We start from the raw sequence: 14,102 nt of genomic DNA, 5'->3' as shown, positions 1-14,102 counted from the left end.
CCGTTCCTTGGCACCGCGACCCGGATTCGTCGACCGTCGCGACGGTGACGGCGGCCGGAGAGGGTCGGACACGACGGCGGCGAGCCGGGCGCGCCAGCATCCCTGTTGCGCAATTACGCACGGAGCTCGGATGCCGTGATCGTCAGTACTCCGTCGACGATGCGACTGCTCAGACGCTCGAGGAGTCGTTCTCGCAGGAGCGAGGAGAGGGTGGTCGAGCCTGCCACATTCCACACGGGTTCCGCTCGGGAGTCGGCAGTGTTCACTCCTTGCCCGCCGGGACCGGATGACCGCGAGAACCGCCAAGACAGCTCAGACCCGGGGATCGTGAGTCCTGAGTCCTGAGTCGATCCGAAGACCGGGACGGTGGGTTTCGGGCATGGATCCATCATCCTCGTTGCGCTCGAGATGCACGTGCAGACGGATCGGCCAACGCACGGCGTCCCCGCCCGTCGGCAACCTCGTCCGCTGTCACCCACGCACGGACATTCGGCCGGGGTACTTGAATCCCGGCTGCGGCGGGCGCACAGTGGAAGGAGCGAAAGCAGGAGGTCCGATGCGCGACTGGATTTCTCACCCCGATGTCATGCCGATTCTGTCCCCGGGGCGGCATCACTCGCCACGGCGTGGGGCCTGCTTCATGGAGTTCGCGTCGTACCTCGCGGGGGAGCGTTGGAGCGACCATCCTGCATGTACGCACCGCACCCTCGCGCATCTCGCGCGGATGGTGAACGACCGGGCGAGCGAAGCCGGCCGCGCCCGACTCACGCCGCTCATCCCGATGGTCATCGGCCTGACGAGCGATGACCCGCAGCTCGACGTCCTGCTCGCCGTGCGAGCCGCCAGCGCCGCCCTGCCCATCGCCGCCGAGGAGCGACAGCGTCCGCAGGCGGTCGGGGTGCGCGTCGCCCTCGGGGCCCTTGCGGAGCGTAACAACGAGCTCGCCGCGGAGTTTCGCGAACTGGCGCATGCCGCCCTCCGCGCCGCCCCAGCAGCCGATGCCTGGGCCGTCCAGTTCATGGAGGACGTCGGTCCGGGCAGCCCGGGCATGACGGTGCGGCAGTGCTGGGCTCTCATGAACAGCGCCGTCGACGGGATCGCGCAGGCGTGCGTCGCGGATCCCGATGATCGTCTCGTCGCCCTGCTCAGCGCTGCCGTGAACGATACAGTGCGCTTCGTGGGTGCCGATCGAGGTCGAACTCTGCAACGAGTGCATTCAGATCGCTTCGCCGGCACGGCGGTCGATCTCGCTTCGGTGAGTTGATTCGCGCACGCTCTTCAACCCAGGTGTGCATCCCGCTTCGGCTCAACTGTGGTGGCCCGGAGCAGCTTCCTCCTTCCGCAGTCGGTCGAAGGATTCTCGACCATCGTGCCGATTCAGGTGCCACGCCAGTGGCATATGGTCGCGCATTAGGATCACCCTTATGCGGCACGGATGGATCACGACGCTACGCCGTGACGGAAGCCCTCGAACGTCGCGAGTCTGGTTCGTCGAGAGTGGTGGCGGCATCTGGCTCGCAACGGCTGAAGCGAATCGCAAGGTTGCCGATATCCGCCGCGATGCCCGGTCGACGTTCGCGATCGAGGGGTGCCACGGGGCGCAGGCGATGACGGCGAGCATTGAACCGATCGACTCCGAGCTGGGGGTCCTGGCGTCGTTCAAGCGGGACTACGACGGATGGGATGCCGCCGACTCTGCAGTCGACGGACCGCGTGTGTTGATTCGGCTGACGCCTGCATCGCACGTCAGCCTCTAGCGATACGACGTTGGTCGAGCGGTCGCCAGCAGCGGTGTCGGTGCAGTCACGTGCGGCTGTCAGGTCCGTCGAAGAGGACAGCCTGCCTCGCCAAGGCCGCCGCGGCTCGCGTCGCACCCGGTTCGTTCGTCGCCACGTGTTCACTCGTGTTCGGACAGCTGCGGCGGCGACCATCCCGGATCGCGACCGAGTTGCGCAGCCCGCGAAACGGATGCTGCGCCGAAGCGATCGCGTACCGCGTCGAGCGCCGTGTCGAGGCGCACCCCGTCGTCCCAATCGATCGGCAGCTCCAGCTGGACGCTGTCGGTGCGCGCCACCTGCGACAGCGAGACACCGATCAGGGTGATGCCGCGCTCGGCGATCTCGGGCTGCGCGCCGGCCAGCAGCGCTCGGGCGACGGCGAGCAGCACTGCGGTGCGATCGGTCGGGGAGCGGAGCGTGCGCGATCGGGATGCCTTCACGAAGTCGCCGTAGCGAAGACGCAGCACGACCGTGCGGCACACCCGGTCTCCATCGCGGAGGCGGCGGGCGATCCGATCGACGATCTGGGTGAGGATGACGTCCAGTTCGTCGGCGGAGCGCAGGCGACTGCCGAGTGCACGCTGAGAGCCGATGGCGCTGCGGCGGCGCGTGGTGTCGACCGGGCGGGGATCCCGTAGCCGAGCCAGCGCGTGCAGATGCGCGCCGGTCGCCTTGCCGAGCAGCCTCTCTGCGGTCGCCGATTCGAGCTCCGCCAGTTGCCCGACCGTGCGAATGCCGAGCCGATGCAGCTTCTCGGCAGTCACTGCGCCGACTCCCCACAGTCGTTCCACCGGCAAGGGCAGCAGGAACGCCTCCTCCCGTTCGGGTTCGACGACCAGCAGCCCGTCGGGCTTGCTGACCGCGCTGGCGACCTTCGCGAGAAACTTGGTCCGCGCGATCCCGACCGAGATGGCCAACCCGACCTCGGCACGAACCCGCTCACGCAGTCGCATCGCGATCTGCTCGGGCGTGCCCGCGATGCGTCGGAGCCCCCCGACCTCCAGGAACGCCTCGTCGATGGAAAGCCCCTCCACAAGCGGCGTCGTGTCGCGGAAGATCGCGAACACGGCCCGGCTGGCCGCCGAGTATGCGTCCATCCGTGGCGGGACGACCACGACATCCGGGCAGAGGTCGCGCGCCTGCCGGCCGCCCATCGCCGTGCGCACACCACGAGCCTTCGCCTCGTAGCTCGCGGCCAGTACGACACCGCCGCCGACGACGACAGGCCGGCCGCGCAGCTCAGGCGCGTCGCGCTGCTCGACCGAGGCGTAGAACGCATCGAGATCCGCGTGCAGCACGGTCGCCTCGCCCCGCATCTCGTCCTCCAAACCGTTCGTCCGTACTGCGGATCGTCGCACGTACCGGCGACACGGGGCCCGGCTGCACCTCGAACCGGTGCGTGCCGTTCCCGCCGCGTCGGGAACGGTCGTGGAGCTCACCTGCTTCGGACCAATGCGCTACCTGATCGTTATCGTTCCGGCCGCGGAGGGCATCGCACGTCGCAATAGGCTTTCGGGATGCCTCGATTCATCGCGCCCGTCGCCCTGGCCGTTGCGGCCTCACTCGCCCTCGCAGGTTGCTCGAGCAACCCGGGGAACGATTCGCCGTCGGCGAGTGAAGCGCAGGAGCCGACTGCGGCCCCCGCCACCGGGGTGACCATCGAGGGGAGCGGGTACGCGTTCGTCGCGCCTGAGGGTTGGGAAGTGCCTGCCGACTTCTCGTTGCCCGGTGCCGACGTCATCGTCGCCGATCTGACGGACTCCGACGGATTCGCCGACAACGTCAACGTCTTCCTCTCGCCTGCAGGTGAGCTCACACCCGAGCGGGTCGAGTCGATGGGCGTCGTCGAACTCGAGGGGGCAGGTGCCACGGAGGTAACGGTCCGGGAGCGCATCGCGGTTTCGGGGTCGGAGTCTCCGCACATCTCGGCCGGGCTCTCGTCGAACGACGCGGACTACCTGATCGAGCAGTACTACGTGACTCAGGACGGGCAGACGTACGTCGTCACGTTCTCGTTCAGCCCGACCGTGTCGCAGCCCGACCGCGACGAGCTGTCCGAGTCCGTGCTCGCAACGTGGGACTGGGCGTAGAGCGCCCCAGTCCGTCTCCTTCGCGCCGACGCCCGCGCGGGGCATGTGCGCCCCGTGCAGGGCTACGCGGTCGGTGGCGCGTCATAGGCTTTCGCTGTGGCCAACCTCGATGATCTCCGCCGCACCGCTGCCGGGCTGCCCGGGAGCGAAGAGCGCGCGACGACGGGCGGCGCCGCCTGGTTCGTGCGCGGCAAGCTCTACGCCTGGGAGTGTCACCCGTGGCCGAGCATCCCCGACGAGATGCGTGCGATCATCGCGGCCGAACTCGTGGTCGGGGTGAAGGTCGCCGACCCCATCGACGCACTCGCCCTCGTCGAGATGGCTCCTGATGTGTTCCTGCGAACGACGACGCCCTGGGGCGAGCCGAAGGTCGCCTTCCGCATGGCCGATGTCGACGAGCAGCATCTCACCGAACTCGTGACCGAGGCGTGGAGAGTGCAGGCTCCGAAATACCTGCGGGCGCGATTCGACGAGGTCGGCCCTGAGAACGCCGGTCTGCCGTCACGAGGAGACTGATCCAGCCGGGCCATCGCTGATCGCCGCTGCGTTGTTCGGCGGCCCGGAGCATGGTGGGCGCGTCGACGCCGGCGGCACGTGTCAGCCTACGCAGGCTCCTCCTCGGGGATGCCGAGACCGCGAGGGAAGACGCTGTGGCGGAGCTGGGTCTCCATCGCCCCGATGATGTCCGCCATGTCGACCGCTGCGAGATCTGCGGGTTGCCACTCGGGCAGCACGTCCTGGTGGAGCGAGTCGGTGTTCTGCGCCACCAGTGCCTGCACGCCGGTGAACATGTCGGGCTGCGTTGTGAACCAGCGTGCCAGGCGCAGTTCGCGCTCGAGCGCCTCGCGGAGCGTTTCACCGTCTCGCGCTGCGCGCACCGAGCGCAGGGTCGCCGCGAGCGCCGTCGGCGAGAGCCGGAGCAGGGTGTCGGCAGCTGCGGCCGCATTCGCGGCAGCCTCGGGGTCGTTCGAATCGGCGGCGCGCAAGCCGGCAACCGCTTCGTCGTTCGAGAACGCCCAGAGGCGCTCGAGGATCGCACTGACGGAGTCCACGGCATAGCAGGCGTCGATCCAGTCACGACGGACGAGCACCGTCGATTCGCCGGGGTCGGCCGCGAATCGCCGGACCTTCTCATCGGGTGCGGTCACGTCATCGGCATCCTCCAGCGCCGCGGTCAACTCGCCGATCCACTCAGCGGGCACCATCACGTCGGCGAAGCCGAGGGCGATCGCGTCCGCCGCAGTCAGATCGACGGAGTTCAACGCCAGATACGTTCCGATCTCGCCCGGGGTGCGAGCGAGCCGCCAGGTCGCGCCTCCATCAGGCGCGAAGCCGTAGCCAGTCTCGGGCTGCCCGAGCTTCACCCGGTCGGTCACGACGCGGGTGGAGACGTGGCCGGCGAGCGAGATGCCGCCGCCCATCGTCATCCCGTGCATGATCGACACGATCGGCTTGGGGTACTCGGCGAGCTTCGCGATCAGACGGTACTCGTCGCGGAAGAAGACCGAGCCGATCGTCATGCCCTCGGCCGCACGAGCCAGGATCTCGCGGAAGTCGCCTCCCGCGCAGAATCCGTAGTCGCCGACACCGTCGAGCAGGATCGTCGAGACGGCGGGATCCTCTGCCCATCCGTCGAGCGCCTCGGTCATGGTTCGCATCATCTCGAGGTCGATCGCGTTGATCGACTCCGGACGGTTGAGACTCAGGTGGCCGAGATGGCCGACGATGACGGCGTAGACAGGCGTATGCACCTGCACAACGCTAACGGGCGTGAGCCTCCGGTGACGACTCGACGTGCCGGTCGAATGACTCGCTCGAACGTCTCGGTCGCGCTCGGTCGATCAGCGCGACCCGATCAGCGCGCTCGATCGCGATTCGCTCCGGTGCGCGCCCCGCGTCACTCGGGGATGTCCTTCAGCGTCTTCTCGACCGCACCCAAGCGTCCGTCGATGGTGTCGAGCTTGGCGAGGAGCTTCTCGTTGACCGCGGTGCTCTGCTCAACGGCCTTCGTCAGTTCGGTGTTCTTGCGGCCGAACATTCCGGCGATCGCCGTGATGCCCCATACGACGATTCCGGCGATCGCGATCCACGCGAACCAGGGAATGTATGCCAATCCGTCCATTTCAGGTCTCCGCCTCAGGGTCGTTCGCGACTGCCGCGGCGAGTGCGGCAGCGTCGATGGTGATGGCGAACGGCACGAGTTCGAAGAACTTGAGCGCTTTCCCGCCGTCGGACATCTCGAGGTGGCCGACGACGAAGCCCGCCTCCTCGAGTTTGGTGAGGTGCATGTACAGCAGCGCACGGCTCATACCGAGCCGACGCGCGAGCTCGCTCACATGGAGTGATTCCGCGTACAGCACGGCGATGATGCGCATGCGCTGCGGGCTGGCGATCGCCGCCAGTCGCGCGCTCAAGGACTCGGCGGTCGAAGCCGGGTTCACCGCCGCACCTTGCACATGTCAGAATTCTATTACACGTGCAAGGCTGCAGCCCAATTCGGATGTCGCGGAGCGCGTGCAACTCTTCGATGCGGGGTGGTCTGGCTCAGCCGAGAGGCTCGAACTCGTTGATACGCCAAGTCTGATCGAACCAGGGCTCGAGCGGGCCGTAGAGCCGGAGCAGCGGGAACCAGGCCTTACCGGGCACCGTCTCGATCCAGTTCGACTCCTTGCCTTCCGGAGCGGTCGGGCCGAAGTAGAGGTCGAACGACCCATCGTCGTTGGCCTGGAGCGTGCCGTCGTTGCTCGCGAGCGCGGGATACGGCGTCGACGGTACGACCAGCAGCGAACGCGTCTGCGTGTCGTAGATGTCGACGGCCCAGAAGTTCTTCGCCGGGGGATTCGCGTCGACGTGCAGGCGATAGCTGCGTGCGCCATCGAGCAACTGACCTTCGGCGTCGTGCACGGTGTAGGCGTATGCCGAGCCGGCCCCGATCTGCGCGTGCGCCATCGCCGGGGTGATGACGGTCGCGAGGTAGTGGAACTGCGTGCGCGCATCGAGCAATCGCGCGCCGTTCCTGACGAATTCGTAGCTGCCGCCGACGAAGCCGTTGCGCCACGAACCGTAGAGCACGGCGTCGGGGTCGCGCGGTTGATAGCCGACGGTTCGAGCGAGGCCGGCGGCGATCGGCGCCGCCAGCTCGAGGATGGCGCGCAGACGCGCATCGGGCGCGAAGGGCTGACCGCTCACGATGCCGATCGCGGCGAGCTGACCGGCACGTTCTGCGTCGAGAGCATCTGCCGGCTCCTCCTGAACCAGCTCGGCAACCTCTTCGTAGAACGAGTAGTCGTTCGCGTGCACGGTGTTGAACGGCGTCTCCGAGAGATTGACGAACTCGTTCTCTGCGGGGTTCGCCGCATCCGCGAGCGGGTAGATGCGCGTCTGCTTCATCGCGGGCACGCCGCCCAGAGCGCGCAGCACCACGAAGTTCGTGTACGTCGGTGTGCGGTAGACGAAGTAGCCGTCGGGCACCTCACCGTCATAGCCCGGCGGCAGGAACAGGTACTTGCCGCCGGCGCCGTGGTCGGGTCCGGCGATGCCCATGTCGGCGACGTACCGGAACCAGAAGTCGTCGACCACGCACAGCGACTGCGGCGGCGCCTCGATGACGGTCGGCCCCCACGCCTTCAGGTCGAGCATGGTCACGCCGTAGGTCGTCTCGGTGTTCGGCGTCAGGAACAAGGCCTTCGAGGTCGCCCGGGGCTCGGTGATGCCGATCTGCCGGGCCGAGGTGACGCCGGCGACGCGGAGGCCTGCGCGGAACGCAACGAGCGATGCTCCGGGAACGGCGTTCAGGAACACATCGATGGCTCGGATGAGGTCGAGTGCGTTGTACGCGGTCTCGACGGTCTCGGGCAGCGGCACCCCATCGAAGAAGTGCAGGTCGCCGAACGGCGACGCGACAGTGTCGGGTGTGCTCACCGAGGCCACGGCCTCCGCCATCTGGGCCGCGGTGAGTCCTGGACGCGTGTGCTCTGACATGTTCCCCCTTGATCGAACGTCTTCTCACCTTGGCAGTGGTGAGGGTCGAAGTCGGCCAAGGGGGCGGCGCGTCAGTCCGCCGTGGTGTCGGCTGCCTTCACGAGTTGCCCACCGGCGAGTCCGGCGAGGATCGAGCCGACGTCGAGCCCGGTCAGCGACTTGACGACCTCGGTGCCTTCGCCGAGCACCTGCCCGACCGTCTTCGTGATGGCGCTCGCGCCGTCGGTCGACACGACGGTGAGCGTCTTGATGTTCGAGATCGGCTCGGCTGCGGCGCGCACGATCTCGGGCAGGCGCGAGATGATCTCCTGCGCGAGGGCGGCCTCGCCGTACTTCTTCAGCGCCATGGCCTTGGCGTCGGTGGCCGCGGCCTCGGCGAGACCTTCGGCCTGGATCGCGGCCGCGCGGGCTTCACCATCGGCACGGATACCGGCGGCGAGCGCCACCTGACGGTCGCGCTCGGCTTCACCGGCGAAGCGCACCGAGGTGGCGGATGCCTCGGCGTCCTGCACCGCTGCGACCTTGTTCGCCTCGGCGATCTTCGTGCGCTTGTACGCCTCGGCCTCGGTGCTCGCGTTGGCGGCGTCGCGGAGGGCGGTGGCGCGCTGCACCTCGGCGTAGGCCTCGGCCTCGGCGGGCTTGCGGATCTCGATGTCGAGTCGCTCCTGCGTCACGAGCGCCTGCTCCGAGAGCGCGTCGCGCTCCTGCACGGCGACCAGCTTGTCCTGCTCGGCCTTCGCGAGCTGTCCGGATGCCTCGGCCTCGGCGTTGGCCCGATCGGTCTCGGCCTTGATCGTGGCCTGCTTCAGGCTGAGCGCCTTCTGCCGCTCTGCGACCTGCTCGGCGGCCTCGATGCGCGCGAACTCGCTGACCCGGGCGGCTTCGGCCTCGCTCACCTCGGCGACCTGGCGTGCGCGAGCGGCTTCGGCCCGGCCGAGGTTCGCGAGGTATTCGCTACCCGGCGTCGAGATGTCGGAGATGTTCAGCAGGTCGACCTGCAGGCCCTGTTCGACGAGGTCGGTCTTCGTCTCGGCGACCACGCGGTCGGAGAGGCTCTTGCGGTCGGAGATGATCTGTTCGATCGTCATGTCGCCGACGATCGAGCGCAGCGAGCCCTCGAGGGATTCCTTGATGATCTCGGTCAGCAGGCTCTGCTGCGAGAGGAATCGCTGGGCCGCCCGACGGACGCCGTCTTCGGTGCCGCTGACCTTGAAGTTGATCGACGCCTTGATGGCGATCTTGATGCGGTTCTTGTCGACGCCCTCGACGGTGATGCCGATCTGGCGCTGCTCGAGCGAGATCGCGAAGCCCTGCTGCAGGATCGGCCAGACGAAGGTGCGGCCGCCGATGACCACGCGCTGCGCCGACGACTGCTCGGGTGCGGCACGGCCGGCTCCGCGACCGACGATGACGAGCGCCTCGTTCGGCGGCACGCGGCGGATGCGGCGGGCGATGAACGTCAGCAGTGCGAGCAGCGCGATGACGATCGCGATGACCGAGATGACCTGGATCAGCAAGGGGGAGAGCATCGGGTTCCTTTCGGGAGGAGACGCAGGACGGGTGGTGCAGGGGGCTTCGGGTGGAGCAGGGGAGACGTGGGGGACGCGAGCGGAGGGCCGAGGTCAGCCCGCGACGACCTTGACGCGGCTGCCGGCGTGCTCGACGACGCGCACTCGGGCGCCTTCCGCGATCGGCTCGTCGGAGTACGCGAGGCGGCGCTCGAGCTCACCGGGGCCGTCGAGGCTGACCTCGCCGCCGGCGGTCGTGACATCCGATCGCGCGACGCCCGAGAGCCCCACCGCCGTGGCAGGCACCCCGTCGGAGCTCCGGGTGAGGTTGCGGATCGCGAGCACGCAGAGCAGGTATGCGGCCGCGGCCAGGACGATCGAGAGCACGTACACCCAGACGATCTCGAGTCCCATGCTGGCGACGAGGGCGCCGGAGGCGCCGAAGACGACCATGCCGACGGCGAGCGCCGTGCCCGACAGCGCGCCGTCGCCGATCTCGAGGTGGTCGAAGATGTCGCCGAGCACGAGCGAGATGACGAGGAGTACGAGGCCGATGCCTCCGACGATGAGGAACGGAAGGAGCATCGGGTGCCTCTCTGCGCGCGAAAACCCGGGCGAAGGGGGTGCTCGGGTCGACTCACCCTATCGGTCGTGCGCGCTCCGTGCAGCGCGGTCTCCACAGGGCGTCGGTGCGAGACGCCTGCACGGCGTCGTCGACGGTCACACGGCGTGCTGCTGCGGGATGAGGAGACGCTCGACCGCAGCATCGCCCCGGATGCGGCGCATGAGCGAGACGACCTCGTCGACGACGGCGACCGTGAGGCCGCGGCACACGATGCTGTGCGGCCCGAGGGCTTCGAGCCCGCCGGCCCTGATGCGGATGACCTCCCAGCCGACCTCGCGCAGCGCCTCGTCTTTCTCGAGGTCGGACGCCTCTTTCATGCCGAGGTGCGCCCGTCTCGAGCGACCGGGGTCGTCGTACTCGATGGCGATGCGCAACTGCGGCACGAGGATGTCGGGCCAGACCTCCTGCTTGCCGTAGAACATGCGCGCGATGCGCACGGCGTTGACACGATGGTGGAGGCGGATGCGTTCGCCGAGCAGCATGCGCAGCCGCTGCTCGACCTGGGAGGTGCCGAGTCGCAGCCCCGGTTTCATGAAGGCGATGCCCGCCTCGCGCCTCGCGCCGGGTGCTGCGGCGTTCGCCCGGCATTTCGCGCAGCTCGGGCCGGTGAGCACCTCGCCGACCGTGGCGGGGTATCGATCGTGACCGCGGGCGCAGCGCCATTCGTAGCTCGCTCCGATGCGCGTCTCTCGGGCGAGTGCGGCACGCTGCGGCGGTGCGACGCGCGAGAGCAGCTCGGCGCGCGAGCGCTGAGTCTCGTGCAGCAGCATGCAGAGGGGGCACACGCGGGCGAGTGCGACGGCCCCGGCGGCGCCCGGCTCGGCGCCGTGCCCGCACCGGAAGCTCACCGCGACCATCGGCGCCGCTCGCATTCGTTCATGGCTCCGATCATCGCCGCTGCCACCGACATGGTGCGGCTCGCCATGTCGGATGGACGGGCGAGAATGGGAGCATGCGGATCGTGGTCGGTGCGATGGGGCCCGGCCGGGTCGCACTGGTCGACCCCTCCGTCTCGAGCGCGCCGTTCGAGACGCTCGCACTGCACGAGTTCCCGAGCGTCGTGCGAGCCCTGGAGTCGGCCCACCGTCCCCGTTGGATCTGGGCGGACACGCGCCGCTGGTACCCCCGCCTCCTCGCCGACGGCGTGCGCGTCGAGCGCTGCCACGACCTCGTGCTCGCCTCCGCGATCGTTGACCATTCGACGGCGACGACGGCGGCTCGCGCCAGCGGAGTGCATCCCCGACCCGAGTGGCTGCCCATGGGGCCGGCAGAGGCGGGGCAGCCGGTGCCGGTCCTGCCCGCGGCATCCGCTGCGCACTCGGCGCTGTTCGACCTCGGCGACTTCGACGGCGAGGCGGATGCCGCGGCGCTCGAGCCGGCCACAGGCCCGCGCGACGTGCTCGGGGTGCCGGTCGACGACGTGCTCGCCGAGCACGCACGACAACTCGCCCTCGTCGCGGAGTCCGACCGGCCCGGTGCACTCCGCCTGCTGCTCGCGGCGGAATCCGCGGGCGCGCTCATCGGCGCCGAACTGCACGCCGCCGGGTTGCCGTGGCACCGCGGCGTGCACGAGCGTGTGCTCGAGACCGAGCTCGGCCCGAAGCCCGCGCCCGGTCGCAAACCCGCCCGCATGGAGGAGCTCGCGGCCGAGGTGCGCACCCTGCTCGGCGCCTCGGCGGTGAACCTCGACTCGCAGGTCGACCTGCTGAAGGCGCTGCGCCGCGCCGGAATCCCGGTCGAGTCGACGAGCCGCTGGGAGCTGCGCGAGCACGAGCACCCGGCGATCGAACCGCTCGTCGCCTACAAGAAGCTCGCCCGGCTGCTCAGCGCGAACGCGTGGTCGTGGCTCGACGAGTGGGTCGTCGACGGCCGGTTCCGACCCGACTACGTGCCCGGCGGCACAGCGACCGGGCGGTGGGCGACATCGGGCGGTGGGGCCCTGCAACTGCCGAAGAACGTGCGCAGCGCGGTCGTCGCCGACCCCGGATGGACGCTCGTCGTCGCCGACGCGGCGCAGCTCGAGCCGCGCGTGCTGGCCGGCCTGGCGCACGACGAGGCGATGGCCGCCGCGGGCCGGGGGCGCGACTTCTACAGCGGCATCGTCGGTGCGGGTGTCGTCGAGACCCGCGATCAGGCGAAGGTCGCGATCCTCGGCGCGATGTACGGGGCCACGACCGGCGAGAGCGGTCGGCTCGTGCCGCGCCTCGCCCGCGCCTACCCGCGCGCGATGGCGCTCGTCGACCGCGCGGCGGCCGAGGGGGAGCGCGGCGCCAGCGTCACCACCCTGCTCGGCAGGTCGTCGCCGCCTCCGGGCGCCGAATGGCGCGCGATCCAGTCCTTGGCGTCCCAGCCCGAGGCGACCTCGGCCGACGAACGACGTGCCCGCTCGCGCGCGCGCGACTGGGGTCGGTTCACCCGCAACTTCGTCGTGCAGGGCACCGCGGCCGAATGGGCGCTCTGCTGGATGGCTGGCCTGCGCTCGAGGCTCGCGGCGATCGCGGGCGATGCCGAGCCCGGTGCGATGGCGTCCCGCTCGGGTGCGGCATTCGAGCGGATGCCGCACCTCGTCTACTACCTCCACGACGAGATCATCGTGCACACCCCGGTCGAGCACGCTGATGCCGTCGCCGCCGCGGTCATGCAGTCCGCGACCGAGGCCGGCAGGCTGCTCTTCGTCGACTTCCCCGTGGAGTTCCCGCTCGACCTCGCGATCGTCGAGAGCTACGCCTCGGCCGACGCCTGAGCTTCGCCGGACTCGGCGGCGAGCGACTCGGGCTCGGCGGGCCGTGCCGACGGTCGCCTCCCTCGACGAGGCCGCTCCATGCGGGGGGCGAAGGCGAGATCGTGCCGGCCGGTGATCGCAGCGACTTCGTCGAGCCAGGCGAGCGCCGCGTGCGCACGTGCGGCCTCGGCAGCGGCCGCCAGCGCTGCAAGCCGAACGGAGGCACCTGCAGCGGGGTCGTGCTCACCGTCGACCACGGCGCGAGCGGATGCCTCGACCGCACGCTCCTGCCAGCGCAGACGCTCGGCCGCGACGACCGGGCCGACCTCGACGCTCGGCAGCGACGCCGCCACGAGCACCCGATCGACGGTCTCGTCCCACGCGTCGCTGCCCGAGGCATCCGTGCCGGCGAACCAGGCCGACGTCGCAGCGGTGCCCGCCTTCGTCGCACGATAGAGCGGGAGGCCGTCGTCGGTGGCACCCGCCGATTCGACGAGGCCCTGCTTGCCGAGGCGCTCGAGCGTCGCGTAGCTCTGGCCGACGTTGACGTCGCGCCGTCCACCGGTGCGCTCGGCGAGGTCGCCGTGCAACTGGAACCCGTACCCCGGCCCCGCGGCGAGCAGGGCCAGCAGTGCATCGCGAACAGCCATTCGTACTCCGATCGAAGTCAACGTTTCACCGAGTATATGGTTTCGCGTCTTGTCAATGAGGCTGATGCGGGGCATAATCGGCGATGACGGCTCGCTCGTCGACAACCGAATACCGTCATCTGTCCGTTGAGGTCGTTGGGGAAGACGCACCTCGAGAACGGAGTATGAGATGACGAAGAATGCCACGCGGGCAGTGCGCACCGCGCGAGGCGTGCTGTTCGTGCACTCCTCGCCGAGGGCGCTGTGTCCGCATGTCGAATGGGCCGCCGGCACCGCCCTCGGTGTCGCCGTGAACTTCGACTGGAACGAGCAGCCGGTGCTTCGCGGTGCAATGCGCGCGGAGTTCTACTGGGAGGGCGAGGCCGGCAGCGGCGCGAAGCTCGCTTCGGCACTGCGCGGCTGGGAGCAGCTGCGCTTCGAGGTGAGCGAGGACCCGACGCCCGGGTCCGACGGTGCGCGCTGGATGCACACGCCGGAGCTCGGCGTGTTCTTCGCCCAGACCGACACCGCGGGCAACACCGTGGTGCCCGAGGACCGCATCCGCTACGCGATGGACGTCGGCGGCACCGACCCCATCGAGTTGCACCGCGAGCTGCGCCTCGCCCTCGGCCAGGCCTGGGACGACGAACTCGAGCCCTTCCGTCATGCGAGCGACTTCGCCCCGGTCGTCTGGTTGCACCAGGTGGGCTGAGCGAACCTCGGTCCGCCGGCGGCGTGACGCGAAGTCGGATGACTCTTCCCGGCGGCG

15 protein-coding genes are annotated in these 14,102 nt (G+C 69.4%); 6 read left to right on the top strand and 9 right to left on the bottom strand.

Annotated features, from left to right (window positions below):
- The first annotated feature begins 556 nt into the window (after positions 1 to 556).
- Together BUR99_RS04950 and BUR99_RS04945 are read left to right on the top strand one after the other, a co-directional pair.
- Positions 557 to 1,264, top strand: a complete 708-nt coding sequence (locus BUR99_RS04950; RefSeq protein WP_143231445.1) for a hypothetical protein — start codon at positions 557 to 559, stop codon at positions 1,262 to 1,264.
- Between the two features lie 160 nt (positions 1,265 to 1,424).
- Positions 1,425 to 1,757: a pyridoxamine 5'-phosphate oxidase family protein gene (locus BUR99_RS04945; protein ID WP_074259173.1), complete on the top strand. Its 333-nt coding sequence runs from the start codon at positions 1,425 to 1,427 to the stop codon at positions 1,755 to 1,757.
- Between the two features lie 140 nt (positions 1,758 to 1,897).
- Here the strand turns inward: BUR99_RS04945 and dinB are convergent, their stop codons facing one another.
- Positions 1,898 to 3,094, bottom strand: coding sequence for a DNA polymerase IV (gene dinB, locus BUR99_RS04940; RefSeq protein WP_074259489.1), 1,197 nt, complete (start codon positions 3,092 to 3,094; stop codon positions 1,898 to 1,900).
- Between the two features lie 201 nt (positions 3,095 to 3,295).
- On the opposite strand from dinB, the gene BUR99_RS04935 reads away from it, so the two are divergent.
- Both BUR99_RS04935 and BUR99_RS04930 read left to right on the top strand, forming a co-directional pair.
- Positions 3,296 to 3,868 (top strand): hypothetical protein, encoded by a 573-nt coding sequence (locus BUR99_RS04935; RefSeq protein WP_074259172.1) that lies wholly within the window; start codon positions 3,296 to 3,298, stop codon positions 3,866 to 3,868.
- A gap of 96 nt (positions 3,869 to 3,964) precedes the next feature.
- Positions 3,965 to 4,384 carry an MmcQ/YjbR family DNA-binding protein gene (locus BUR99_RS04930; RefSeq protein ID WP_074259171.1) on the top strand — a complete coding sequence of 140 codons (420 nt, stop codon included), beginning with the start codon at positions 3,965 to 3,967 and terminating at the stop codon, positions 4,382 to 4,384.
- Positions 4,385 to 4,470: 86 nt separating this feature from the next.
- Here BUR99_RS04930 and BUR99_RS04925 read toward each other — a convergent pair whose 3' ends face one another.
- The 7 genes from BUR99_RS04925 to BUR99_RS04895 all read right to left on the bottom strand — a co-directional run bounded on the left by BUR99_RS04925 (position 4,471) and on the right by BUR99_RS04895 (position 10,854).
- Positions 4,471 to 5,619 (bottom strand): enoyl-CoA hydratase/isomerase family protein, encoded by a 1,149-nt coding sequence (locus tag BUR99_RS04925; RefSeq protein WP_234980733.1) that lies wholly within the window; start codon positions 5,617 to 5,619, stop codon positions 4,471 to 4,473.
- A gap of 146 nt (positions 5,620 to 5,765) precedes the next feature.
- Positions 5,766 to 5,990, bottom strand: coding sequence for a hypothetical protein (locus BUR99_RS04920; protein ID WP_074259169.1), 225 nt, complete (start codon positions 5,988 to 5,990; stop codon positions 5,766 to 5,768).
- 1 nt (position 5,991) lies between these two features.
- Positions 5,992 to 6,309, bottom strand: a complete 318-nt coding sequence (locus tag BUR99_RS04915) for an ArsR/SmtB family transcription factor (protein WP_074259168.1) — start codon at positions 6,307 to 6,309, stop codon at positions 5,992 to 5,994.
- A 103-nt stretch (positions 6,310 to 6,412) separates the two neighbouring features.
- Positions 6,413 to 7,849, bottom strand: a complete 1,437-nt coding sequence (locus BUR99_RS04910) for a DUF1254 domain-containing protein (protein WP_084183589.1) — start codon at positions 7,847 to 7,849, stop codon at positions 6,413 to 6,415.
- 71 nt (positions 7,850 to 7,920) lie between these two features.
- Positions 7,921 to 9,378 (bottom strand): flotillin family protein, encoded by a 1,458-nt coding sequence (locus BUR99_RS04905; RefSeq protein ID WP_074259167.1) that lies wholly within the window; start codon positions 9,376 to 9,378, stop codon positions 7,921 to 7,923.
- Positions 9,379 to 9,471: 93 nt separating this feature from the next.
- Positions 9,472 to 9,942 (bottom strand): NfeD family protein, encoded by a 471-nt coding sequence (locus tag BUR99_RS04900; protein WP_074259166.1) that lies wholly within the window; start codon positions 9,940 to 9,942, stop codon positions 9,472 to 9,474.
- 135 nt (positions 9,943 to 10,077) lie between these two features.
- Positions 10,078 to 10,854, bottom strand: coding sequence for a hypothetical protein (locus BUR99_RS04895; protein WP_143231443.1), 777 nt, complete (start codon positions 10,852 to 10,854; stop codon positions 10,078 to 10,080).
- Between the two features lie 80 nt (positions 10,855 to 10,934).
- Here BUR99_RS04895 and BUR99_RS04890 point away from each other — a divergent pair, with 80 nt between their 5' ends.
- Positions 10,935 to 12,725 carry a bifunctional 3'-5' exonuclease/DNA polymerase gene (locus tag BUR99_RS04890; RefSeq protein ID WP_074259164.1) on the top strand — a complete coding sequence of 597 codons (1,791 nt, stop codon included), beginning with the start codon at positions 10,935 to 10,937 and terminating at the stop codon, positions 12,723 to 12,725.
- On the opposite strand, the gene BUR99_RS04885 is transcribed toward BUR99_RS04890, so the two are convergent.
- Complete coding sequence (locus BUR99_RS04885) at positions 12,704 to 13,354, bottom strand: PadR family transcriptional regulator (RefSeq protein ID WP_074259163.1); 651 nt, start codon at positions 13,352 to 13,354, stop codon at positions 12,704 to 12,706. The genes BUR99_RS04890 and BUR99_RS04885 overlap by 22 nt on opposite strands.
- A gap of 169 nt (positions 13,355 to 13,523) precedes the next feature.
- Here BUR99_RS04885 and BUR99_RS04880 point away from each other — a divergent pair, with 169 nt between their 5' ends.
- On the top strand, positions 13,524 to 14,045 hold the full coding sequence (locus BUR99_RS04880; RefSeq protein ID WP_074259162.1) for a DUF3145 domain-containing protein: 522 nt from the start codon (positions 13,524 to 13,526) through the stop codon (positions 14,043 to 14,045).
- Positions 14,046 to 14,102 lie beyond the last annotated feature (57 nt).

Source organism: Agromyces cerinus subsp. cerinus, assembly GCF_900142065.1.
GTDB classification, from domain to species: domain Bacteria; phylum Actinomycetota; class Actinomycetes; order Actinomycetales; family Microbacteriaceae; genus Agromyces; species Agromyces cerinus.
The sequence above is the reverse complement of the archived record's forward strand: the minus strand, read 5'-3'. Positions and strand labels throughout refer to the sequence as shown.

Excerpts from the sequence above, each read along its gene's own strand:
- BUR99_RS04950 (WP_143231445.1), top strand. The coding sequence starts at position 557 with ATGCGCGACTGGATTTCTCACCCCGATGTCATGCCGATTCTGTCCCCG.
- BUR99_RS04945 (WP_074259173.1), top strand. The coding sequence starts at position 1,425 with ATGCGGCACGGATGGATCACGACGCTACGCCGTGACGGAAGCCCTCGA.
- dinB (WP_074259489.1), bottom strand. The coding sequence starts at position 3,094 with ATGCGGGGCGAGGCGACCGTGCTGCACGCGGATCTCGATGCGTTCTAC.
- BUR99_RS04935 (WP_074259172.1), top strand. The coding sequence starts at position 3,296 with ATGCCTCGATTCATCGCGCCCGTCGCCCTGGCCGTTGCGGCCTCACTC.
- BUR99_RS04920 (WP_074259169.1), bottom strand. The coding sequence starts at position 5,990 with ATGGACGGATTGGCATACATTCCCTGGTTCGCGTGGATCGCGATCGCC.
- BUR99_RS04910 (WP_084183589.1), bottom strand. The coding sequence starts at position 7,849 with ATGTCAGAGCACACGCGTCCAGGACTCACCGCGGCCCAGATGGCGGAG.
- BUR99_RS04905 (WP_074259167.1), bottom strand. The coding sequence starts at position 9,378 with ATGCTCTCCCCCTTGCTGATCCAGGTCATCTCGGTCATCGCGATCGTC.
- BUR99_RS04900 (WP_074259166.1), bottom strand. The coding sequence starts at position 9,942 with ATGCTCCTTCCGTTCCTCATCGTCGGAGGCATCGGCCTCGTACTCCTC.
- BUR99_RS04895 (WP_143231443.1), bottom strand. The coding sequence starts at position 10,854 with ATGCGAGCGGCGCCGATGGTCGCGGTGAGCTTCCGGTGCGGGCACGGC.
- BUR99_RS04890 (WP_074259164.1), top strand. The coding sequence starts at position 10,935 with ATGCGGATCGTGGTCGGTGCGATGGGGCCCGGCCGGGTCGCACTGGTC.
- BUR99_RS04885 (WP_074259163.1), bottom strand. The coding sequence starts at position 13,354 with ATGGCTGTTCGCGATGCACTGCTGGCCCTGCTCGCCGCGGGGCCGGGG.
- BUR99_RS04880 (WP_074259162.1), top strand. The coding sequence starts at position 13,524 with ATGACGAAGAATGCCACGCGGGCAGTGCGCACCGCGCGAGGCGTGCTG.